Raw genomic sequence first — 22,965 nt, 5'->3', positions numbered from 1 at the left:
CCCCCATGTCGACGACGCTCCGTCGGATCCGCGCCGCCTACGACCGCGTGGAGGCCGTGGACCGCCCCGAGATCTGGATCGGCCTGCGCCCCCGGGAGGAGGCCGAGGCGGAGGCCCGCGCGATCGACGAACGCGTCGCCGCCGGGGAGCGGCTCCCCCTCGCCGGACGGCTCTTCGCCGTCAAGGGCAACATCGACGCGGCCGGCCTGCCCACCACCGCGGGCTGCCCGGCGTACGCCTACGAGCCCGCCGAGGACGCCCCGGCGGTGGCCGGTCTGCGCGCGGCCGGCGCGCTGCTGCTCGGCACGACGAACCTGGACCAGTTCGCGACCGGTCTGGTGGGGACCCGCTCCCCGTACGGCGCGGTCCGAGGCGCATGGGATCCGGCCCGCATCAGCGGCGGCTCCAGCTCCGGCTCGGCCGTCGCGGTCGCCCTCGGCATCGTCGACCTCGCGCTCGGCACGGACACCGCCGGCTCGGGCCGTGTGCCGGCCGCCTTCAACGGCATCGTCGGACTGAAGCCGACCCGGGGCCTGGTGCCGACGACGGGCGTCGTCCCGGCCTGCGCGTCCCTGGACTGTGTGACGGTGTTCGCGCGCACCCTCGCGGAGGCCGAGCAGGCCTTGGCGCACATGGTCGCCGGCCCCGTGCCGGCCCTCCCCGGGCGCGCGTCCGGCCCCTGGCGGATCGCCGTCCCGCCGCGCGCGCAACTCGGCGAACTGGACGAGGGCTGGGGCGAGGCGTACGAGGCGGCGGCCCGGCAGCTGGCGGCGGCCGGCGCCGAACTCCGGCCCCTGGACCTGACCCCGTTCACCGAGGCCGCGGCCATGCTGTACGAGGGCGCCTTCGTGGCCGAGCGCTACACCGCCGTGGGCGCCTTCGTCGACAAGGCGAAGGCCGAGGGCGGGGCGGGCCTCGACCCCACGGTCGCCGCCATCATCGGCGGCGCCCGCGACATCCCCGCCCACCGGCTGTTCGCCGACCAGGACCGGCTGGCGGCCCTGCGCACCCGGGCCCTGGCCGAACTGGCCGGCGCCGACGCCCTGCTGCTGCCCACCGCCCCCGGACACCCCACGCTCGCGGAGGTCGCCGCCGACCCGCTGGGCGCCAACGCCCGGCTGGGCCGTTTCACCAACTCAACCAACCTGTTCGACCTGGCGGCGGTGGCGGCGCCGGCCGGTGAGGTGAACGGCCTTCCGTTCGGTGTGATGCTCGTCGGGTGGGCGCACACGGACGAGCGGCTGGCCCGGATCGCCGCCCTGCTCCGGCCGGAGACCCGACTGGCCGTGGTGGGCGCACATCTGACGGGCCAACCGCTGAACCCTCAGCTGCTGGCGCTGGGCGCCCGCCTCGACGTCACGACCACGACCGCCCCGGTCTACCGTCTGCACGCCCTGCGCACCTCACCGCCGAAGCCCGGCCTCGAGCACGTGGGCGAGGGGGGCGCGGCCGTCGAGGCCGAGGTGTGGCGCCTGCCCGCGGAAGGCCTGGGCCGTCTGCTGGCCGCACTCCCCCGCCCGATGACGCTGGGCAGCGTGGAACTGTCGGACGGCAGCCGAGTCCCCGGATTCCTGTGCGAGCCGAGCGCACTGACAGACGCCGAGGACATCACCTCCCACGGCAGCTGGCGCACCTACCTGAACCAACCCCAGCACTAGCGCAGGCAACCACGCGCCCAATCCCCGGGCACCCCACCATCCAGGAGCCCGGGGAAAACAGCCCTCAGGGGCGCAGGCAACCACGCGCCCAATCCCCGGGCACCCCACCATCCAGGAGCCCGGGGAAAACAGCCCTCAGGGGCGCAGGCAACCACGCGCCCAATCCCCGGGCACCCCACCATCCAGGAGCCCGGGGAAAACAGCCCTCAGGGGCGCGGGGAACCGCGCACCCCAAACCCCGGCCACCCCGCCGTCCAGGGGCGCGGGGAACTGCGCGACCTGCCACGGACTCCCCGCACCCGCCACCCCCGCTCACCCCACCGACGAGTACGCCACAACTCCCCGCAGCAGCTGATCGACAGCCTTCCGCGCCGCCTTCGCCACGGTCGAGCCCTCCGCAGGAGAAGCCGCCGAGATCTGCCCCAGCACGTCGATGACCTGCTTGCACCAGCGCACGAAGTCACCGGCCGGCATCTCCGCCTCGCGCAGCACCTCGTCGAGGCCCTTGCCGGAGGCCCACATGTAGGCGGACCAGGCGAACCCCAGGTCGGGTTCGCGCTGTCCCACGCCCTCGGTCTGGCTGATCCGGAAGTCCTCCTCCAGCGCGTCCAGCCGCCCCCAGATCCGGACCATCTCGCCGAGCGCGGCCTTCGCCTTGCCGGAGGGCAGCTTCGGCGCCATCGCGTCGTCGCCGACCCGCGACTCGTAGACCAACGCCGAGACGCAGGCGGCGAGTTCGGCGGGGGCCAGCCCCTCCCACACGCCGGCGCGCAGGCATTCGCTGGCGAGCAGGTCGAGTTCGCCGTAGAGCCGGGCGAGCCGCTTGCCGTGCTCGGTGACCTCGTTGCCGCGCAGATAGTCCAGCTCGGTCAGCAGCGCCACGATCCGGTCGAAGGTCCGGGCGATGGTGTTGGTGCGTCCCTCGATGCGGCGCTCCAGCTGCGAGGTGTCGCGCAGCAGCCGGTGGTAGCGCTCGGCCCAGCGGGCGTGGTCCTCACGGTCGGCGCAGCCGTGGCAGGGGTGCGCCCGGATCGCGGTGCGCAGCCGGGCGATCTCCCGGTCGTCGGCTGCCTGGGAGCGCTGCTTGCGGGCCCGCTCCGGCGGAATGTGCCCGGCCTTGGTGCGCAGCGCGGAGGCCAGGTCGCGGCGGGACTGCGGCGAGCGCGCGTTGAACGTCTTCGGGATCCGCATCCGGTCCAGCGCTTCCACCGGCACCGGGAAGTCCATCGACGCCAGCCGCTTGACCTGCCGCTCGGCGGTCAGGACCAGCGGGCGCGGCCCGTCGTGCTGGTCGAAGCCGCGATGGCCGTTGGCCCGCCCGGCCGGAAGCCCCGGGTCGAGCACCAGCGCCAGCCCCGCGTACTTGCCGGTGGGCACATGGATGACGTCCCCCGGCTTCAGCTTCTCCAGGGCCACGGCGGCCTCGGCACGCCGCTGGGCCGCGCCCTGCTTGGCCAGCTCCGTCTCGCGGTCCCCCAGGTCGCGGCGCAGCCGCGCGTACTCCTCGAAGTCGCCGAGGTGGCAGGTCATCGAGGCCTGGTAGCCCTCCAGGCCCTCCTCGTTGCGCTGCACCTGCCGGGAGATCCCGACCACCGAACGGTCGGCCTGGAACTGCGCGAACGACGTCTCCAGCAGCTCACGCGAGCGGTGCCGCCCGAACTGTTCGACGAGGTTGACCGCCATGTTGTACGACGGCTTGAAGCTGGAGCGCAGCGGGTAGGTGCGGGTGCCGGCGAGCCCGGCCAGGTGGTCGGGGTTCATGGCGCGCTGCCAGAGCACGACGGCGTGGCCCTCGACGTCGATGCCACGGCGGCCCGCGCGCCCGGTGAGCTGGGTGTACTCGCCGGGGGTGATGTCGGCGTGCTGCTCGCCGTTCCACTTGACGAGTTTCTCCAGGACGACCGACCGGGCCGGCATGTTGATGCCCAGGGCGAGCGTCTCGGTCGCGAAGACGGCCTTGACCAGGCCGCGCACGAACAGCTCCTCGACGACCTCCTTGAACGAGGGCAGCATGCCCGCGTGGTGGGCGGCGATGCCCCGCTCCAGGCCCTCCAGCCATTCGTAGTAGCCGAGGACGTGCAGGTCCTCGTGGGGGATGGCGGCGGTCCGCTCCTCGACCAGGGCGCGAACCTCGGCGCGCGACTCCTCGTCGTTCAGCCGCAGCCCGGCGTACAGGCACTGCTGGACGGCGGCCTCGCAGGCGGCCCGGCTGAAGATGAACGTGATGGCGGGCAGCAGCCCTTCGGCGTCGAGCCGTTCGATGACCTCGGGTCGCCCCGGCGTCCACACCCGCGAGCGCTGCCGGCGCTCCCGCTCACGGTCGGCCTCGCGCACGTTCCGGCCGCGCCTGCGGTCCTGATAGGACGGCTTGGAGGCCTCCATCCGGGCCAGGCGGGCGAGGTCGGGGTTGACGGCCCTGCGGTGCCCCTCGCCCTCCTCGAACAGGTCGTACATCCGCCGGCCGGCGAGTACGTGCTGGAACAGCGGCACGGGCCGGTGCTCGGAGACGATCACCTCGGTGTCGCCGCGCACGGTGTCCAGCCAGTCGCCGAACTCCTCGGCGTTGGACACGGTCGCCGACAGGGAGACCAGGGTGACCGACTCGGGGAGGTGGATGATCACCTCCTCCCACACGGCGCCCCGGAAGCGGTCGGAGAGGTAGTGCACCTCGTCCATCACCACGTACCCGAGGCCGAGGAGGGTCTGCGAACCGGCGTACAGCATGTTCCGCAGCACCTCGGTGGTCATCACGACCACCGGTGCCTCGGAGTTGACGCTGTTGTCGCCGGTGAGCAGACCGACCTTGTCACTGCCGTAGCGGCGGCACAGGTCGGAGTACTTCTGGTTGGACAGCGCCTTGATGGGCGTCGTGTAGAAGCACTTCTTGCCCTGCTGCAGAGCGAGGTGGACGGCGAACTCGCCCACGATCGTCTTGCCGGAACCGGTGGGCGCCGCGACCAGGACGCCCTTGCCCGCCTCGAGTGCCTGGCAGGCCTCGATCTGGAAGGGGTCGAGACCGAAGTCGTACATCTCGCGGAAGGACGCGAGCGAGGTGGCCTGCTCGACAGCGCGCTTGCGTGCTGCCTCGTACCGCTCGGCCGGGGAGAGATCCTCTGTCATCGTGCTTTCGAGCGTACCGGGCCACACCGACAACAGGACGATCATTATCCGGATCGGCCGCCGTCGAACCTCGGTACGCCCAGCTCACAGGGGCACGGCCCGCCCGCTTCAGGGCCCGATGACCCGGACGGCGCCCGGCACGCACCGCGCGGTCAGCGGCAGCTGCCCGAGCCGCTCCCCGTCCGCGTACCCCGACACCCCTTCGGCGGCGATCTCCACCCTCGCCGCCCGGTGCACGGTGACCGCGGGGTGCTCCACGTGCGTGCCCCGGTACACCTTCGGGAAGACCCGCAGCAGCGTCGTGCGGCCGCAGTCCCCGACCACGGTGACGTCGAACAGCCCGTCGGCGAGGTCGGCGCCGGGGCAGATCCGCATGCCGCCGCCGTAGGACGGACCGTTGCCGACGGCGACCAGGGTCGCCTCGACCTCCAGGACCGGGCCGTCGTCGAGCGTGATCCGGTACGGGAAGGGGCGCAGGGCGGCCAGTTCGACGAGCATCGCCAGGTCGTACCGGGCGCGTCCGGTAGGCCATCGCATGCGGTTGCCTCGGTCGTTGACGCGGGAGTCGAAGCCGGAGGCGAGGACGGTGCCGAACCAGCGTTCACCGGCCCGGCCGAGGTCGACGTCGCGGATCCGGTCCGCCTTGAGGGCCTCCGCGATCAGACGTCCGGCGGCGGCCGGGTCGCGGACCGGCAGGCCCAGGGCGCGGGCGAAGTCGTTGCCGGTGCCGGCGGCGACCACGCCGAGCGGGGTGCGGGTGCCGGCGACGGCCTGGAGCGCGAGGTGGGCCAGTCCGTCGCCGCCGACGGCGACCAGGGCGCCGGTGCCGTCGGCGACGGCGGCACGCGCGCGGGCCAGGGCGTCCCCGGCGTTCTCGCCGAGGACCGTGCGCACGCGGTAGCCGGCCGCCCGCAACGCGGAAGCGGCCGGCCGCGCCGCGCGGGCGCTCCGGCCGCGGCCCGCCGCGGGATTGACGAAGAGGGTGATCTCGCTGGTCACGAGCTTGACCCTAAGAGCTTACCGACGCCTGTCAGGTCACGTCGTCATAACCGTTGACACGCTCCGTGGTCGACTGCTCCGGCAGCGACCGGCTCGCGGTGACCGTTTCGACCTCGCCGACGTCCTCGGGGGTGAGGTCCAGGTCGGAGGCTTCGTCGTCGGCCGGTCCCATCGCGTCGCGACGGCTCTTGCGGCGGTCGTTGAGCAGGGAGAAGGCGGTCGCGCAGAAGTACAGGACCCAGATCGGACCGGCGAGCGCCAGCATGGTCAGCGGGTCGGTGCTGGGCGTGGCGACCGCGGCGAACACCGTGATGCCGATGATCATTCCGCGCCACCAGCCGAGCATGCGCGTGCCGGTGAGCACCCCGGTCAGGTTGAGCATCACCAGGAGCAGCGGCAGCTCGAACGAGAGGCCGAAGACCAGCACCATGCGCACGATCAGGTCGAGCAGGTCGTCCAGCGGCAGCTGGTTGTCCAGGTCCGCGGGCGAGAACTGGAGCAGCACCTTGGCCATGGTCGGCAGCGTCTTGTACGCGAAGAACGCTCCGCCGAGGAACAGCGGAACGCCCGTGCCGACGAACGCGTAGGCGTACTTGCGCTCGTGCTTGTGCAGGCCCGGCGCGACGAAGGCCCACAACTGGTACAGCCAGACCGGCGAAGCGAAGATCACGCCGGCCATCAGGGAGACCTTCAGGGCGAGCGTGAACGGCGTGAGCAGACCGTTCAGCACGATGCGGGCGCAGGTGCCGCTGCGCTGGTGCGCCAGCTCCGTGAAACTGGAGTCGCACCCCACGGCATGCAGGATCGGGTTCGTGAAGAACTCGATGATGTTCTTGTAGAAGAAGGCGGCCACGACCGTCACGACGACGATGGCCAGCATCGCCTTCGCGAGCCGGTTGCGGAGCTCACGAAGGTGATCCGCGAGGGGCATCCGCCCCTCGGGGTCCATCTCCTCTTTGCGGGCAGACTTCAGCAACCCACGTTCCCATCTCGTGCGGCGGGCCGGAGGTCACCGGCCCTGCGTCAGCGCTTGGTCGTGTCCGTCGGCTCGGTGACCGGACGGGAGCTGGTCACGTCACCGGGAGAGGCCTGGATGGTGCGCTGAGCCGGGGGCTGCTCGTCGTTGTGGGGCGGGCCGGCCGGGGTGGCCGTGCTGCTGCCGTCTTCCTTCATCGCCTTGGCCTCGCTCTTGAGGATGCGAGCGGACTTGCCGAGCGACCGCGCCATGTCGGGAAGCTTCTTGGCGCCGAACAGCAGGATGACGACGACGAGGATGAGAATGATCTCGGGGGCGCCGAGCCTTCCGAACATAAGTCTTTACCTTCTCACCGAGGCTGCGGGGGTGGTTGCCGTCCGACCGGTCGGACAACTGTCCGAACGATCGTGTTGACAGCGATCGTAACGCTCAGGGGTAAACGTGAGGCAATCCCTGTGCCTACTCCCGGTGCGCGGTCCGGGCCTCGTTATCCGAGCCGCGATCAGCAGCGTACCCGCCTCCCCCGCCGACGCGGGAGGGCGAAGTGGCCCAAAACGCATTCGCCCCGGGACTCACAGAACGACCACAGCCCGCGGCCCCGACCAGCGCGGTCACGCGGTCACAGGGTGTCCACGGCGCGCGCCGCGCTCACCGCCGCCCGCTCCAGATCCTGAGCGGCCCGGTCGATACGGCGTGCGGACTCCGCGACCTGCCGACCCAGCCGCCGCGCCTCGAGAAAGACCCGCACGGCGAACACCGCCAGAACGGCGAGACCCGCGAAACCCAACGCAACCGCGCACATCGGCCAGAACATGGGGCCGAGCCTAGACCCCGCTACGGGGTCTGCAGGCGCAGGGTCCTGACCCCGCCGCCGGTGAGCAGTTCGACGATGCGCTCGCCGGCCGGCTTGCGCACGGCCGCCCCGCAGTCGGGGCAGGTGAACGAGTAGAAGGTGGTACGGCTGGAGGCGCCGATCGCGAGCCGCAGCGCGCTCGCGGTCAGCTCGAACCGGCCCCGGCAGTCCGGGCAGCCCGCCCGGAACCTGACCGGCGCCACACTGCGCATCCCCGCGAACGCGGACGCCACCGACAGCGCCCGCACCCCGGACGTCACCGACTCGCTCAAAGCCCCTGCTCCCGCCCGTCGACCCGATCCTCGCCCTGCTGTCGTTCCCCCTGCGCGGATGCCGCGCCGGCCGTCGCCCCCGCCGCCTCGAACCCGTCGTACGCCGCCAGCGCCTCGCGGGCGGCCCGGCGGGCGCTGTCGGCGAGGTCCGGCGGCGAGACGATCCGCCCGTCACGCCCGAGCCGCAGGGCCAGCCGTCGCAGCGAGGCCGGGTCGGGCGTGCGCAGGGTGATACGCAGACCGCCGTCGGGAAGGTCGTCCGCGCTGTCGTGCGGGTAGTACTCGGCGACCCAGCGGCCCCCGGGGCCGACCTCGACGACGACCTCCGGGTCCTCCGCGGACGGCTGCACCAGCCCCTCCGACAGGTCCCGCAGTTCGATCTCCGGCGGCGCCGACGGCTCGTCGAGAATCCTGATCTCGGCCACCCGGTCCAGCCGGAAGGTGCGGCGCGCCTCCGAGCGGCGGCACCAGGCCTCCACGTACGTGTGCCCCACGCTGACCAGGCGGATCGGGTCGATCTCGCGCTCGGTGACCTGGTCACGAGCGGGCGAGTAGTAGCGGATCCACAGCCGGCGCCGCTCCGAGATCGCCCGGTCGACGTCGGCGAAGACCCCGCCCTCGGACTCGAACGTCACCGACAGACGGGAGCTGGCTCCGGCCGCCTCGCCCGCGGCGGTCTCCACCTTCGCCGTGGCGCGCAGCAGCGCCTGCCGGTCGCCCTCGCGCAGACCCGGCAGCGTCGCCACCGCCCGCGCCGCCACCAGCAGCGCGGTCGCCTCGTCGGCGGCCAGCCGCAGCGGTTCGGCGGCGTCCGCGCCGAGCGCGGCCGGGTTGTGCCACCAGATGCGCTCGCCGTCGGTGTCGATGTCGAGGAGGTCACCGCCCCGGAAGCTGGTGCCGCACATGGGCAGCACGTCGAGGTCGGAGACCAGCTCGTCCTCGGTGATGCCGAAGGCGCGTGCCACGTCCTCGATGCGCGCGCCGGGGCGCTCCCGCAGGTACGTCACCAGGGAGAGCATCCGCCGGGTCTGGTCGATCGCGTTCGTGGGCCTGACCGGTTTGCCTGCCACTGTGTTGCTCGCTCCCCCTCAGCCCTTGGCCACGGCCCGTAGCCGGTCCACGACGTCCGCCCGCAGCTCGGCCGGCTCCAGCACCACCACGTCCGGCCCGAACTCCACCAGCCAGGCGTCCAGACCGTGCCCGTACGGAATCTCCAACTCGTCCCAGCCGTCCCCGAGTTCCCGCACGGCGGTGGCCTTGGCTCGCAACGGATACCCGGCGTCCGTCCGCAGCCGGATCAGGGCGCTGCGGTCGGCGGTCTCCCCCGCCCAGCTGGCGACGGTCTCGCGCACGGTGACCACGTCGGGGACCTGCGCGGTGAAACGCCCCCCGCGCGAGCGCACCTTGCCCGTGATCCGCGACAGCCGGAAGACCCGCTCGGCCCCCCGGTCGCGGTCGAAACCGGCCAGATACCAGTGCCCGCGCCAGCACTCCAGCGCCCACGGCTCGACATGCCGGGGCTCCGGATGCGCCGCGGTCGCCTTGCGGTAGTCGAACACCACCGGCCGGCGGTCGCGGCAGGCGAGCATCAGCGGCTCGAACGCGGCCTCGTGCACGGGAATCCGGGGCTCCAGCGCGCTGTGGGCCTCGTAGGGGTCGACGTCCTCGGGCAGTCCGGCGGCGCGCAGCTTCTGCAGAGCGCCGCTGGCCGCCCCCGCGAGCCGGGCCTGCTGCCACACCTTGGCGGCCAGACCCAGGGCCGCGGCCTCCTCGGCGTCCAGGGTGATCGGCGGCAGCCGGTTGCTGTCCCGGCGGGCCAGATAGCCGATCTCGCCGTCCAGGCTCTCCACGGTCTCGATGACCAGCCCGAGCTCACGGAGATCGTCCTTGTCCCGCTCGAACATCCGGTTGAAGGAGTCCTCCGACGCCGGCCCGCCGTGCCCCGACCGGAAGGTCTCGACGTAGGCCTCGATGGAGTCGCGCAGCTCGCGCTTGCTGAGCGGCCTGCGCGTCCCGAGCAGACACAGCGCGAGGTTCATCAGCCGCTCGGCCTTGGCAATGGCCATCGACGCCCTTCGCCTCCCCTATGGTGCTTACGATCGACGACCGTACCGCCCCGCGGTGCCCGGACAAAAGCCGAGGGCCCATGCCCGGGCAGGCATGGGCCCCGGATGATCGACACCGGTCGCGCCATGATCGGCGTCGACCGGTGCGTCGGGGTCAGACCCCGAGCAGGTCCACCACGAAGATCAGCGTCTCGCCCGGCTTGATCGCCGGGGTCGGGCTCTGGTTGCCGTAGGCGAGGTGGGCCGGGATCGTCAGCTGACGACGGCCGCCGACCTTCATGCCCTGCACGCCCTGGTCCCAGCCCTTGATGACGCGACCGCCGCCGAGCGGGAACCGGAACGGCGTGCCGCGGTTCCAGCTGGCGTCGAACTCCTCACCGGTGCTGAAGGCGACACCCACGTAGTGGACGCTGACGTTGTGGCCGGCCTGCGCGACCTCGCCGTCGCCCTCCCAGATGTCCTTGATCTCGAGGTCCGCCGGGGGCTCGCCACCGGGGAAGTCGATCTCGGGCTTGTCAATGCTCACGTCACTGGCTCCTGCACGTCTCACGGAAAAGCAACAACACGGACAGTCTTACACCTTGGACGGCGGCCTCACGCCTTGGCGATGACGTCCACCGAGAAGACCATCGTGGAGTCCTTCTCGATGCCGCTGCCACTCGGCGGGTTGTCGCCGTAACCCAGCGACGGCGGAATGACGATGACGACGCGGCTGCCCACCTTCTTGCCCGTCAGACCCTGCGCCCAGCCCGGGACCACCTGCTGCAGCGAGAACGACGTCAGCGCGTTGCTGCGGTAAGTCGAGTCGAACTCCTTGCCCGTGTCCCAGACGACGCCCTTGTACTGCACCAGCACGGTGTCGTCCGCCGCGAGCTCCGCGCCGTCCCCCTCGATCACGTAGTTCGACACCAGCTTCGTCGGCGCCTTCGACTTGGGGATCTCGATCGAGGGCGCCTTGCCGTCGGTGTTCGTGCCGACCTTGGGCACACCGGCATCGTTCTGCGCCACGTCCTTGCCCTTGGCCGAAGCCGTCGAGTTGAACGTGTTCTGGATGTCGAACACGAACACCAGGGTGTCGGTGCCCGTGATACCCGCCTGCGTGTTGCCCTCCTTGCCGAAACCCCAGGCCGGCGGCACCGAGAACAGCACCCGGCTGCCGGTCTTCTTCCCCGTCAGCGCATACGTCCAGCCCTCGAGGTTGCCGCCCTTGGCAAGCCGGGTGAACTGCATCTTCTTGGAGTCGTAGGAGTTGAGGAGAACCTTCCCGCTGCCCCAGATCTGACCGAGACAGTGGGCCTGGATGTAGTCGTTCTCCGCGACGGTCTTCCCGCTGCCCGCGATCACCGTCTTCACCGCCAGCTGACTGGAGGGCTCACCGGTGCCCTTGGCGACCGTCGGCTTCTCGCCGAACTTCACCCCTGCCGTGATGGCCGGCAGCGGACCGTCCACGATCTTCGGCGGAGGAGCCGCGGACGTGGCTCCCGCGGAGGGCGACGCGCTGTCGCTCGCCTTGCTCGTGTCGGACTTGTCGTCGCCGCACCCGGCGAGCGTGACCAGTCCCGCGGGTACGGCGGCAAGGATGAGGGAGCGTCGGCGCACGATGAAAGCCTCGTAATCGGTCGATCTTCTGATGGCGTGCGCGCAACTCTACGACGCGACACGGGCACCGTACGGGAAACGTACGGTGCCCGTGTTGCGTTCCGTTCCGCGCGCGGAGCACGCGCGGAACACATCCCTCACATGCCGGCGATCAGCTTCTCCACCCGGTCGTCCACCGAACGGAACGGGTCTTTGCACAACACCGTGCGCTGCGCCTGGTCGTTCAGCTTCAGATGCACCCAGTCCACCGTGAAGTCCCGGCGCTGCTCCTGCGCACGACGGATGAAGTCACCGCGCAACCGGGCCCGAGTGGTCTGCGGCGGCACCGACTTGCCCTCGAAGATCTTCAAGTCGTTGCAGATCCGCGCCGCCTGACCCTTGCGCTCCAGCAGGTAGTACAGACCACGACGCCGGTGGATGTCGTGGTAGGCGAGGTCTATCTGCGCCACGCGCGGATGCGACATCGTCATGTTGTGCTTGGCCCGGTACCGCTCGATGAGCTTGTACTTCATGACCCAGTCGATCTCGGTGCCGATCCGGTCGAGGTCCTCCGCCTCGATCGCGTCCAGCGTGCGGCCCCACAGCTCCAGGACCTGCTCCACGGTGCCCGTGCGGACGCCCCGGCGCTCGACGAAGTCCACGGCCTTCTCGTAGTACTCCCGCTGCACCTCCAGCGCGGAGGCCTCCCGGCCGCTGGCCAGACGGACCTTGCGACGGCCCGTGATGTCGTGACTGACCTCCCGGATCGCCCGGATCGGGTTCTCCAGCGTCAGGTCCCGCATCACCGTGCCCGCCTCGATCATGCGCAGCACCAGGTCGGTCGCCCCGACCTTGAGCAGCATGGTCGTCTCGGACATGTTCGAGTCGCCCACGATGACATGCAGACGGCGATACCGCTCGGCGTCCGCGTGCGGCTCGTCCCGGGTGTTGATGATGGGCCGCGAACGGGTCGTCGCCGACGACACGCCCTCCCAGATGTGCTCGGCCCGCTGGCTGACGCAGTAGACCGCCCCACGGGGCGTCTGCAGCACCTTGCCCGCGCCGCACAGCAGCTGCCGGGTCACCAGGAACGGAATCAGGATGTCCGCGAGCCGGGAGAACTCCCCGTGCCGCGCCACCAGATAGTTCTCGTGACAACCATAAGAGTTGCCCGCCGAGTCCGTGTTGTTCTTGAAGAGGTAGACGTCGCCCGCGATTCCTTCCTCGTGCAGGCGTCGCTCCGCGTCCACCAGGAGTCCCTCGAGAATGCGCTCGCCGGCCTTGTCGTGGGTGACCAGCTCGGTCACGTTGTCACATTCCGGTGTCGCGTATTCCGGATGCGAACCCACGTCGAGATAGAGGCGGGCGCCGTTCCGCAGAAAGACATTGCTGCTTCGGCCCCATGACACGACACGGCGGAAGAGGTACCGCGCCACCTCGTCGGGAGACAGCCGGCGCTGTCCCCTGAACGTACATGTGACGCCGTACTCGTTCTCCAGCCCGAAAATGCGGCGGTCCATGACTGAACATTACGCCCGATCCCCTGAACTGAAACGGGGTTCGGCAGCACGGTTTGGATCATTTTCCGATGAAGCCGCAACAACCCCACCCCCGGCGGGAACTGCGAGTACCCGCCCCGTGGCCAGCAAAACCAGCAACGACACACCCCCCGCGACAGCCGGCGCCGCGAAACCCCACAGCGCCCCGCCCGCCTCCACCACCGGACCCGCCAGCCCCGTACCCACCGACGCGCCGACCGTGAACGTCGTCACCAGCCAGGAGAAAGCCTCCGTCACCGTCCCCGCCGGCGCGTGCCGGTCCACGATGACGAACGCACACGCGATGACAGGCGCCAGGAACAGCCCCGCCAACGCCGTCAACGCCACCATCGCCACCGCCCCCGGCATCGCCGTCAACGGCAGATAACACACCGCCAGAAGCGCCACCAGCACCCGCAACCGCCGCTCCGGCGGCCCCGCCCACCGACGGGCCCCGTACACCAGACCCCCGACCAGCGCACCCAGCCCCAGCGCCGCCATCAACCAGCCGTACACCGCGTCCCCGCCGTGCTCGTCCGCGTACGGCACCGACGCCACCGTGATGGAACCCAGCGCCATCCCGATGAACAGGAACGCCCCCAGCAACGCCAGCAGACCGCGCGAGCGCAGCGCACCCAGCCAGTGCGCCTCCCGCGGAGCCGAACGCCACGCACGCGACGGCGGCGACACCACCACCCACAGCGCCCCCGCAACCCCCACCGCGCTCAGCACCACCAGCGCCGCCCGAGCCGACCACAACGACACGCACAGCGTCACCAGCAGCGGCCCCACGGTGAACATCACCTCCTGCGCCACCGCGTCCATCGCGTACGCCGTGTGCACCTGGTCCTCACGCCGCAGCACCGCCGGCCACAGCGCCCGCAGACCGCCCTCCAGCGGCGGCGTGAACAGCCCGGAAGCCGCCACCGCCGCATACGCCACCGGCAGCGGATCCGTGCCCGCGAACGCGAAGACCGTCATCGCCGCGGCCGAGGCCAGGGCCGCCGGAAACTGCACCCGCGGCTGTCCGTGCAGATCCACCAGCCGCCCCAGCAGCGGCTGCCCCACCGCGTTCGCGACGCCGTACACGGCCGCCAGCGCCCCCGCGAGACTGTACGAACCGCCCTGCGCCCGCACGAACAGCACGATCGCGATGGCCGCCGTGGCATTGGGCAGCCGGCCCACGAGCGTGCCGACGAGCAGCCGGGCAGCATGCTTCGCCCTGAGGATCTCGAGGTATCCCGCGGCCAATGTCCCGCCTCCGTCGGCTCGCCCCGGGCGGCGACCACCCCGAGGTTTTACGTATAACTTCCTCCGTCATACGTACCATGTGCGCTGTTCACCAGTCCAGACGAAGGAGCGACCCCACCGTGCCACGAGGCAGCACGCGCCCGACGAGCCGCGACGTCGCCCAGGCCGCGGGAGTCTCCCAGGCCGCCGTCTCCCTCGTACTCGGCGACAAGTGGCGCGGCCGCGTCTCCGAACCCACCGCCGAACGCGTCCGCCTGGCCGCACGCGAACTCGGCTACCGCCCCAACCTCGCCGCCCGCAACCTCCGCCTCGGCCACACCCGCACCGTTCTCCTCGTCGTCCCCGTCCTCACCACCGAGTTCTTCGCCGGCGTCTACACCGGCGCCGCTCGCGTCGCCGCCGAGCACGGCTTCGGCGTCGTCCTCTACCCCTCCCCCGAAGGCATCGGGCCCGCCCGCTCACCCTTCGCCTCCGCCCAGGCCGCCCTCGACGGCGTCATCGCCTCCTCCATGGCCGCCGACGCCCTCACCGCCCTGCGCGGCGACCAGCTCCCCCTCGTCATGCTCGACAGCGACCCCGCCGGCAGCCTGGGCGCCGCCACCGTCAACCTCGACATCACCGACGGCATACGCCAGGTCGCCGACCACCTCCTCGGCCTCGGCCACCGCCACTTCCTGCACCTCGCCGCAGACGTGCCCTCCTGGACCTTCCACGTCCGCGCACGCGAACTCGCCGCCCGCATCACCGCACAACCCGGCGCCACCCTGCGCACCGCCACCACGCCCGTCACCATCGACGGCGCCCTCGCCGCCGCCGAGACCGCCCTCGGCGCCACCACGGGCCCCCGCCCCACCGCCGTCGTCTGCGACGACGACAAACTCGCCGCCGGCGCCTACAAAGCCCTACGACGCCTCGGCCTGCACGTCCCCCGCGACGTCTCCGTCACCGGCCTCGACGACCTCGCCCTCGCCACCGCCCTCGACCCCGAACTCACCACCGTGCGACTGGACGCCGAACTCTTCGGCGAACGCGGCATGCACGCCCTCCTCGCCGTCCTGGACGGTCGCACACCGGACGCCGGTGACATCCCCGTCCACCTCGTGGTACGCGCCTCCACAGCCCCGCCCAGACCCTCCTGAGACGCCTCACGCCCCGACCGGGACACCGGCCGGGGCGTGAAAGAGGCGAACCACCCGAACAACGAGGGCGACCCCGCGAGAGCGCGGACCTACTCCTTCCCGCCGTCCTCGGAGTCGTCCGAACTCTCCGCCTCCGTGGAAGCGCCGCCCGCCTCCAGCAACCGCGCCAGCTGACGACCCACGATCCGCTTGAACTTACGCTGCTGAGGCCGCGTACGGTCCAGCACCGCGACCTCCAGCCGCTCGGCCGGAATCTCCCGCTGCGTTCCGTTCGTGTCACGCGACAACGCCTGAACAGCCAGCTTCAGAGCCTCCGCCAGACTCATACCGTCCTGGTGACGCTGATCCAGATAGCTGCTGATCTGCTCCGCGTTGCCACCCACCGCGACCGAACCGTGCTCGTCAACGATCGACCCGTCGTGCGGCAACCGGTAGATCTGGTCACCGTCCGGCGTGTCACCCACCTCGGCCACCACCAACTCCACCTCGTACGGCTTCTCGCCGGCCGAAGAGAAGATCGTGCCCAGCGTCTGGGCGTACACGTTCGCCAGACCACGCGCCGTCACATCGTCACGGTCATAGGTGTAACCCCGCAGATCGGCATACCGCACACCACCGATCCGCAGATTCTCGTACTCGTTGTACTTGCCGGCGGCCGCAAAGCCGATCCGGTCATAGATCTCACTGAACTTGTGCAACGCACGCGACGGATTCTCACCGACGAACACGATGCCGTCGGCATACTGCAGCACGACCAGGCTGCGACCACGGGCGATGCCCTTGCGCGCATACTCCGCGCGGTCCGCCATCGCCTGCTGGGGTGAGACATAGAACGGAGTCGACACCGGTTATCCGTCCCTTTCTGTCGAAGTCACTGGATCACCTGGGACACACACGGACCACGCCTACAGCAACGCCGCGCGCGGGCCGTCCGGCTGCTCCAGACGACGCTCGAGAATCGCACGGGCGATCCCCGACGACTCCTCGTCGGTGAGCCTGCGGAACCCGTCCTCGGTGATCACCGTGACGATCGGGTAGATCCGGCGCGCGACATCGGGACCACCCGTCGCCGAATCGTCGTCAGCAGCGTCGTACAGAGCCTGCACCACGAGCGTCGTGGCCTGCTCCTCCGTCAGATCGTCCCGGTACAGCTTCTTCATCGCCCCGCGCGCGAAGATCGAACCCGACCCCGTCGCCGCGAAGTGATGCTCCTCCGAACGACCACCCGTCACGTCGTACGAGAAGATCCGGCCCCGGTCCCGGTCCACGTCGAACCCCGCGAACAACGGCACCACCGCCAGACCCTGCATCGCCATGCCCAGGTTCGAGCGGATCATCGTCGACAACCGGTTGGCCTTGCCCTCCAGCGAGAGCTGCGCCCCCTCGACCTTCTCGAAGTGCTCCAGCTCCAGCTGGAACAGCTTCACCATCTCGACGGCCAGGCCCGCGGTGCCGGCGATGCCGACGGCCGAGTACTCGTCCGCCGGGAACACCTTCTCGATGTCCCGCTGCGCGATGACGTTGCCCATCGTGGCCCGGCGGTCACCGGCGAGCACGACCCCGCCGGGGAACGTGACGGCCACGATCGTCGTCCCGTGCGGCGCCTCGATCACACCCTGCGTCGGAGGCAGCTGCCGCTTGCCGGGCAGCATCTCCGGCTGGTGCTCGGACAGGAAGTCCATGAAGGACGACGACCCAGGCGTCAGGAAGGCAGCTGGTAGACGCCCGGTGCTACGAGTGTTGGCTTCCACGCGATTCCTTCCACGTAAGCAGCAGCCCGCCTTATGGCATCGGGCCGATCCTTGAACTGCCCCAGTGCGGCATTGCAGCTGAAGCACAGTACGCCTCGGACCCTACCCGTGTTGTGGCAGTGATCCACATGCTCGGCGGGAGCAGCAAGACAGATACAGCAGATGCCCTGCTGCTCCGCGACCATCGCGTCCAACTCGGCGGGAGACAGACCGTACTTGCGCTGGAAGTAGCTGACTCTGTTCCGCTCGGCACGGCACGACCGGCAATAGCTCGACCAGCCGTCCGAAGACGACTTGTCGCGCTCCCACTCGGCGTGCGGCTTGACCTGTTCGCACTGTGGGCACCGCTTGTGCCCGCGAGGAACCGGAACCCTTACACGGACCGTCTTACCTTGGGCTTCCCGCCGCCGCCGGTAGTGCTCCGCGGCGCATTCGCGGCAGTTGGCCTGGAGGCCGTCAGGCCTGGAGCCGTTGCTGGCGAATGCGCCGACCGGACGGGACCGCTGACAGGCCGAGCACTTCTCGACCTCTCGGTCGTTCACGGATGTGACTACTGTCCACCCTTTTGAACAAATGACCTCACGAAATCCTCTGCGTTCTCCTCGAGGACATCGTCGATCTCGTCAAGAACCGAGTCGACGTCGTCGCTCAGCTTCTCCTGGCGCTCCTTGAGGTCCTCGGAGCCCTGCGTCTCCGCGGCCTGCTCCTCGACCTCCTCCGTGGAGCGCGTCGCCTTCTGCTGGCCGCCGCCGGTGTCCTTGGTCGCCATAACCCTCACCCCGCTCTTTCGCCCGATGTGGTCGACAGGTCGGCATTCCTGCCGATCGGTGATGATCAGACCCTACAAGCCGGGTCCGACATCGGCCCCGCAGTTGCGTCAAAGCACGGGGGCCATCTCGATGATTCCCGGCCAGAGTGCTTTCCACCCCGCCGGGCAGGTACCGTCCGGATAACCGTTCAGCCGCCCGAGAGGACCTTGACCAGGTCTTCTGCCGTGCGGCAGCGGTCCAGGAGCTCCTTGACGTGATTTCGCGTTCCGCGAAGGGGTTCGAGGGTTGGGACGCGCTGGAGCGAGTCCCGGCCCGGCAGATCGAAGATCACGGAGTCCCAGGAGGCCGCGGCGACGTCGTCGGCGTACTGCTCGAGGCAGCGGCCGCGGAAGTACGCGCGGGTGTCCTCCGGGGGCTTGCTGACGGCCCGCTCGACCTCGGACTCGTCCAGGAGCCGCTTCATGCGCCCGCGGGCCGCCAGGCGGTTGTACAGGCCCTTCTCGGCCCGTACGTCGGCGTACTGGAGGTCGACGAGGTGCAGGCGGGCGGCGTCCCAGTCGAGGCCGTCGCGACGCCGGTACCCCTCCATGACCTCGCGTTTCGCGACCCAGTCCAGTTCGCCGGCGAGGCTCATGGGGTCGTTCTCGAGGCGGGTGAGGGTGTCCTCCCAGCGGGCGAGGACGTCCTTGGTCTGGTCGTCGGCGTCCGCGCCGAAGCGCTCCTCCACGTATTTGCGCGACAGCTCGTAGTACTCCATCTGCAGCTGGACGGCGGTGAGTGTGCGGCCGCTGCGGAGGGTGACCAGTCGCTTGAGGCTCGGGTCGTGGGAGACCTGGTGGAGGGTGCGCACGGGCTGGTCGACGGCCAGGTCGACGGCGATGAAGCCGTCCTCGATCATCGACAGGACGAGGGCGGTGGTGCCGAGCTTCAGGTACGTCGAGATCTCGGAGAGGTTGGCGTCTCCGATGATCACGTGGAGACGACGGTACTTCTCCGCGTCGGCGTGCGGTTCGTCGCGGGTGTTGATGATGGGGCGTTTCAGCGTCGTCTCCAGGCCGACCTCGACCTCGAAGTAGTCGGCGCGCTGGCTGAGCTGGAAGCCGTGTTCGTGGCCGTCCTGGCCGATGCCGACCCGGCCGGCGCCGGCGAAGACCTGGCGGGAGACGAAGAAGGGCGTGAGGTGGCGCACGATGTCCGAGAAGGCGGTCTCCCGCTTCATCAGGTAGTTCTCGTGCGTGCCGTAGGAGGCGCCCTTGTTGTCGGTGTTGTTCTTGTAGAGGTGGATCGGCTGGGCGCCGGGGAGCGCGGCGGCGCGTTCGGCGGCCTCGGCCATGATGCGTTCGCCGGCCTTGTCCCAGAGGACGGCGTCGCGGGGGTTGGTGACTTCCGGGGCGCTGTATTCGGGGTGTGCGTGGTCGACGTAGAGACGCGCGCCGTTGGTGAGGATGACGTTGGCGAGGCCGATGTCCTCGTCGGTGAGCTGGCTGGAGTCGGCGACCTCGCGGGCGAGGTCGAAGCCCCGTGCGTCGCGCAGCGGGTTCTCCTCCTCGAAGTCCCACCGGGCTCGGCGGGCCCGGTGCATCGCCGCGGCGTAGGCGTTGACGATCTGGGACGAGGTGAGCATGGCATTGGCATTGGGGTGGCCGGGGACGGAGATGCCGTACTCCGTCTCGATGCCCATTACTCGCCGTACGGTCATGCGGCCCTCCTTGCCCGGCGGCACCCTCGGTCGTGGGCGCCGCTCAGATACCGGTGGTGCTCCGGTGCGTGTGCGGTGCCCGTCCCCGCAACTAGCGACCCGGCGGTACGGAAGAGCCTAGAACGCCTCTGCGCTGGTGGGGAGATCATTTGCGTCATTGCCTTGCTCCAGCCGTGGCCCGGAAAACAAACGGCTGCGGGTACCCGTGGTGGGCACCCGCAGCCGCCCTGCTTTTACAGGTACTGTCCGGTGTTCGCCACCGTGTCGATGGAGCGTCCGGTGTCCGCGCCCTGCTTTCCGGTGATGAGGGTGCGGATGTACACGATCCGTTCGCCCTTCTTTCCGGAGATGCGGGCCCAGTCGTCGGGGTTGGTGGTGTTGGGGAGGTCCTCGTTCTCCTTGAACTCGTCCACGCATGCCTGGAGGAGGTGGGAGACGCGCAGGCCCTTCTGGTTCTTGTCGAGGAAGTCCTTGATGGCCATCTTCTTGGCGCGACCGACGATGTTCTCGATCATGGCGCCGGAGTTGAAGTCCTTGAAGTAGAGAACTTCCTTGTCGCCGTTGGCGTAGGTGACCTCCAGGAAGCGGTTCTCCTCGGATTCGGCGTACATGTGTTCCACGGCCGTCTGGATCATGCTCTGGACGGTGGTGGTCTTGTCGCCGCCGTGTTCGCCGACGTCCTCGGAGTGGAGGGGCAGGCGTTCGGTGAGGTACTTCTGGAAGATGTCCTTGGCCGCTTCGGCGTCCGGGCGCTCGATCTTGATCTTCACGTCGAGGCGGCCGGGGCGCAGGATGGCGGGGTCGATCATGTCCTCGCGGTTGGAGGCGCCGATGACGACCACGTTCTGCAGGCCTTCGACGCCGTCGATCTCGGCGAGGAGCTGCGGGACGATGGTGTTCTCCACGTCGGAGCTGACGCCGGAGCCGCGGGTGCGGAAGAGGGACTCCATCTCGTCGAAGAAGACGATGACGGGGGTGCCCTCGGAGGCCTTCTCCCTGGCGCGCTGGAAGACGAGGCGGATCTGCCGCTCGGTCTCGCCGACGTACTTGTTGAGGAGCTCGGGTCCCTTGATGTTGAGGAAGAAGCTCTTGCCGGTGGCCTGGCCGGTGACTTCGGCGACCTTCTTGGCCAGCGAGTTGGCGACGGCCTTGGCGATGAGCGTCTTGCCGCATCCGGGCGGTCCGTAGAGCAGGACGCCCTTGGGCGGGCGCAGCTCGTGCTCCTTGAAGAGGTCGGGGTAGAGGTAGGGGAGCTCGACGGCGTCGCGGATCATCTCGATCTGGCCGCCGAGGCCGCCGATCTGCTCGTAGCCGATGTCGGGGACCTCTTCGAGGACGAGTTCCTCGACCTCGCTCTTGGGGACGACCTCGTAGACGTATCCGGAGCGGGGTTCGAGCAGCAGGGCGTCGCCGGGGCGGATGACGACGTCGAGGAGTGGTTCGGCGAGCCGGACCACCCGTTCTTCGTCGGTGTGTCCCTGCACGAGGGCGCGTACGCCGTCCTCGAGGACCTCTTTGAGGGTGACGATGTCGCCGACGCTCTCGTACTCCATGGCCTCGACCACGTTGAGCGCTTCGTTGAGCATCACTTCCTGGCCGCGTCGGAGCTCTTCGAGCTCGACGCCGGGGCTGACGTTCACGCGGAGTTTGCGGCCTCCGGTGAAGATGTCGGCCGTGCCGTCCTCGTTCGCCGTGAGGAAGACGCCGAAGCCGGCCGGTGGCTGTGCGAGCCGGTCGACTTCTTCTTTGAGGGCCACGATCTGGTCGCGGGCCTCGCGGAGCGTGCCCGCGAGGCGCTCGTTCTGGGCGGACACGCCGGCCAGGTTGGTCTGGAGCTCGACGATCCGCTCTTCGAGAATCCTCGTGTGTCGCGGAGAGTCGGCGAGCTTGCGCCGCAGGACGGCGATCTCCTGCTCAAGGTAGGCAATCTGCCCGGACGGGTCGTCGGACCCTCGTCCCGGGCGGATGCCGCGGTTCATGTCGTCGTCGTGGGCTGCCACGGTCCTCACCTCCTCCAAGGGGAGCTGGACGCTTCCAGACCCTACCTGGGTGGGTGTCGATTGAAACCCCTAGATCACAAAGACTGTCGGGGTGTGTCCGATCTTCACCCTTGCGCTCTCCCTCACGCCAGGGGAATACCCACCGAACATGATTGGAAAGCGGCCGGGGGTAGGGTCGAAGTGTTCAACACCCGTCGGAGCCTGCATGGTTCCCCGGCGGTTCGACGATAAACGGCGGGAGTCATGGGCGTGCAACAGGAGGCCGGTGTCGGCGGTGAGGCACTGGAGGTCTGGATCGATCAGGATCTCTGTACCGGCGACGGAATCTGTGCGCAGTACGCGCCCGAGGTGTTCGAGCTGGACATCGACGGCCTGGCGTACGTCAAGGGCGCGGACGACGAGCTGTTGCAGGCGGTGGGGGCGGTGACGCCGGTTCCGTTGCCGTTGTTGACGGATGTGGTGGACTCGGCGAGGGAGTGTCCGGGTGACTGCATCCATGTGCGCCGGGTCTCGGACCGGGTCGAGGTGTACGGTCCGGACGCCGAGTGACGTTCCGGTCGCGCGCTGTGAGCGCTGTGTGATTTCTCGCAGGGCGAACGGCTGGGTCAGACGCTGCGGGCGCCCGCGGGGGTGGAGCGGACGAACTTGTCGTCCTTCCATTGCCATCTGGCGCTGTCCTTGACGTCGGGGCAGCAACTGGGCACGTCGGGGGTCGAGTAGCCGAGGAGTGTGGCGAGCACGGCTCCGTCGGTGACGGTGAGACCGGTGACGGTGTTGCGTGCTTTGGGGTCGATGAGGGTGGCGACCACGCGCGCGTGGGTGTGGCCCGGGTTGTGGGTGAGGACGTAGACGCCGTCGGGCGGGGTGCCCATGGGGGCGTCGCAGTGGACGACGGCCACGGTTTCGGGGGCGCCGTCGCCGTCGAGGTCGCCGCTGGCCTTCTTCACCACGAGGGCTTGTTCGGGGCCGCAGTCGAGGGGGAAGTCGACGTCCGCGGTGGAGGGGGCCGTGGTGGGGGCCGGTTTGGCGTCGGCGGTGGCGGCCTGGGCGGCGGTGGCCGGTTTGGGTTGCAGGAGCGAGGAGAGGGCGACGACGCCGGCGATGGCGGTGGCGGTCGCGACCCAGTGGATGGGCCGGGTGTGGGTGTGTGCCAGTTCCGGGACGGCGGGGTGCTGCACTAGGAGTTTCTCCTGCGGTGGCGGTGCCGGTGGGGGTGGGGGTCGGCCAGCATCGTGCCACACGTCACAGGGTGGGGGAACGGCGGGGTACGGGATTTCGGACGCGCGCAGTGGGGT

The 22,965-nt window shown here is 69.9% G+C and carries 22 protein-coding genes; 3 read left to right on the top strand and 19 right to left on the bottom strand.

All coding sequences use genetic code 11. From position 1 onward, the window contains the following. The first annotated feature begins 5 nt into the window (after positions 1-5). Complete coding sequence (atzF, locus tag OHS82_RS33685) at positions 6-1,658, top strand: allophanate hydrolase (RefSeq protein WP_328435145.1); 1,653 nt, start codon at positions 6-8, stop codon at positions 1,656-1,658. Between the two features lie 312 nt (positions 1,659-1,970). Here the strand turns inward: atzF and OHS82_RS33680 are convergent, their stop codons facing one another. The 12 genes from OHS82_RS33680 to OHS82_RS33625 all read right to left on the bottom strand — a co-directional run bounded on the left by OHS82_RS33680 (position 1,971) and on the right by OHS82_RS33625 (position 14,311). Next, complete coding sequence (locus OHS82_RS33680; RefSeq protein ID WP_057579593.1) at positions 1,971-4,823, bottom strand: DEAD/DEAH box helicase; 2,853 nt, start codon at positions 4,821-4,823, stop codon at positions 1,971-1,973. A gap of 63 nt (positions 4,824-4,886) precedes the next feature. Further along, positions 4,887-5,777 (bottom strand): diacylglycerol kinase, encoded by an 891-nt coding sequence (locus OHS82_RS33675; protein ID WP_057579594.1) that lies wholly within the window; start codon positions 5,775-5,777, stop codon positions 4,887-4,889. Positions 5,778-5,808: 31 nt separating this feature from the next. Further along, entirely contained in the window at positions 5,809-6,753 is a 945-nt protein-coding gene (gene tatC, locus OHS82_RS33670; protein WP_079041311.1) for a twin-arginine translocase subunit TatC, read from the bottom strand. Positions 6,754-6,800: 47 nt separating this feature from the next. Continuing rightward, positions 6,801-7,088, bottom strand: coding sequence for a Sec-independent protein translocase subunit TatA (gene tatA / locus OHS82_RS33665; protein WP_057579596.1), 288 nt, complete (start codon positions 7,086-7,088; stop codon positions 6,801-6,803). Between the two features lie 284 nt (positions 7,089-7,372). Beyond that, entirely contained in the window at positions 7,373-7,567 is a 195-nt protein-coding gene (locus OHS82_RS33660) for a hypothetical protein (protein ID WP_057579598.1), read from the bottom strand. Between the two features lie 20 nt (positions 7,568-7,587). After that, the gene (locus OHS82_RS33655; protein WP_057579600.1) at positions 7,588-7,878 is read right to left on the bottom strand and encodes a hypothetical protein; all 291 of its coding nucleotides are present in this window, start codon (positions 7,876-7,878) and stop codon (positions 7,588-7,590) included. After that, positions 7,875-8,948, bottom strand: coding sequence for a helix-turn-helix transcriptional regulator (locus OHS82_RS33650; RefSeq protein WP_328435144.1), 1,074 nt, complete (start codon positions 8,946-8,948; stop codon positions 7,875-7,877). Before OHS82_RS33650 ends, OHS82_RS33655 begins: the two co-directional genes overlap by 4 nt. Positions 8,949-8,966: 18 nt before the next feature. Further along, the gene (locus OHS82_RS33645; protein WP_328435143.1) at positions 8,967-9,944 is read right to left on the bottom strand and encodes a helix-turn-helix transcriptional regulator; all 978 of its coding nucleotides are present in this window, start codon (positions 9,942-9,944) and stop codon (positions 8,967-8,969) included. A 154-nt stretch (positions 9,945-10,098) separates the two neighbouring features. Further along, positions 10,099-10,470 carry an FKBP-type peptidyl-prolyl cis-trans isomerase gene (locus tag OHS82_RS33640; protein WP_020128331.1) on the bottom strand — a complete coding sequence of 124 codons (372 nt, stop codon included), beginning with the start codon at positions 10,468-10,470 and terminating at the stop codon, positions 10,099-10,101. Positions 10,471-10,538: 68 nt separating this feature from the next. Continuing rightward, the gene (locus OHS82_RS33635; protein ID WP_328435142.1) at positions 10,539-11,543 is read right to left on the bottom strand and encodes an FKBP-type peptidyl-prolyl cis-trans isomerase; all 1,005 of its coding nucleotides are present in this window, start codon (positions 11,541-11,543) and stop codon (positions 10,539-10,541) included. A gap of 137 nt (positions 11,544-11,680) precedes the next feature. Further along, a complete protein-coding gene (pafA, locus tag OHS82_RS33630; RefSeq protein ID WP_057579606.1) occupies positions 11,681-13,042 on the bottom strand; it encodes a Pup--protein ligase in 1,362 nt (453 codons plus the stop codon). A gap of 9 nt (positions 13,043-13,051) precedes the next feature. After that, entirely contained in the window at positions 13,052-14,311 is a 1,260-nt protein-coding gene (locus tag OHS82_RS33625) for an MFS transporter (RefSeq protein ID WP_328435141.1), read from the bottom strand. Between the two features lie 119 nt (positions 14,312-14,430). Between OHS82_RS33625 and OHS82_RS33620 the strand changes: the two genes are divergently transcribed. Beyond that, positions 14,431-15,450: a LacI family DNA-binding transcriptional regulator gene (locus tag OHS82_RS33620; RefSeq protein ID WP_057579607.1), complete on the top strand. Its 1,020-nt coding sequence runs from the start codon at positions 14,431-14,433 to the stop codon at positions 15,448-15,450. Positions 15,451-15,539: 89 nt separating this feature from the next. Here the strand turns inward: OHS82_RS33620 and prcA are convergent, their stop codons facing one another. The 6 genes from prcA to arc form a co-directional block, all read right to left on the bottom strand. Beyond that, positions 15,540-16,295 (bottom strand): proteasome subunit alpha, encoded by a 756-nt coding sequence (gene prcA / locus OHS82_RS33615; protein ID WP_057579609.1) that lies wholly within the window; start codon positions 16,293-16,295, stop codon positions 15,540-15,542. Between the two features lie 60 nt (positions 16,296-16,355). Next, a complete protein-coding gene (gene prcB, locus OHS82_RS33610) occupies positions 16,356-17,201 on the bottom strand; it encodes a proteasome subunit beta (RefSeq protein ID WP_057579611.1) in 846 nt (281 codons plus the stop codon). Then, positions 17,153-17,743 carry an endonuclease VII domain-containing protein gene (locus tag OHS82_RS33605; RefSeq protein ID WP_079041312.1) on the bottom strand — a complete coding sequence of 197 codons (591 nt, stop codon included), beginning with the start codon at positions 17,741-17,743 and terminating at the stop codon, positions 17,153-17,155. The genes prcB and OHS82_RS33605 overlap by 49 nt, the downstream gene beginning before the upstream one ends. An 8-nt stretch (positions 17,744-17,751) precedes the next feature. Next, a complete protein-coding gene (locus tag OHS82_RS33600) occupies positions 17,752-17,970 on the bottom strand; it encodes a ubiquitin-like protein Pup (protein ID WP_057579613.1) in 219 nt (72 codons plus the stop codon). A gap of 188 nt (positions 17,971-18,158) precedes the next feature. Continuing rightward, positions 18,159-19,670, bottom strand: coding sequence for a depupylase/deamidase Dop (gene dop / locus OHS82_RS33595; protein WP_347336112.1), 1,512 nt, complete (start codon positions 19,668-19,670; stop codon positions 18,159-18,161). Between the two features lie 233 nt (positions 19,671-19,903). Further along, complete coding sequence (gene arc / locus OHS82_RS33590) at positions 19,904-21,670, bottom strand: proteasome ATPase (RefSeq protein WP_057579618.1); 1,767 nt, start codon at positions 21,668-21,670, stop codon at positions 19,904-19,906. Between the two features lie 243 nt (positions 21,671-21,913). On the opposite strand from arc, the gene OHS82_RS33585 reads away from it, so the two are divergent. Then, a complete protein-coding gene (locus tag OHS82_RS33585; protein ID WP_057579620.1) occupies positions 21,914-22,219 on the top strand; it encodes a ferredoxin in 306 nt (101 codons plus the stop codon). 56 nt (positions 22,220-22,275) lie between these two features. On the opposite strand, the gene OHS82_RS33580 is transcribed toward OHS82_RS33585, so the two are convergent. Further along, positions 22,276-22,848 carry a hypothetical protein gene (locus OHS82_RS33580; RefSeq protein ID WP_328435140.1) on the bottom strand — a complete coding sequence of 191 codons (573 nt, stop codon included), beginning with the start codon at positions 22,846-22,848 and terminating at the stop codon, positions 22,276-22,278. Positions 22,849-22,965: the final 117 nt, after the last annotated feature.

The organism is Streptomyces sp. NBC_00425 (assembly GCF_036030735.1).
Lineage (GTDB): Bacteria > Actinomycetota > Actinomycetes > Streptomycetales > Streptomycetaceae > Streptomyces.
This window is presented reverse-complemented; position numbering and strand designations above follow the sequence as displayed.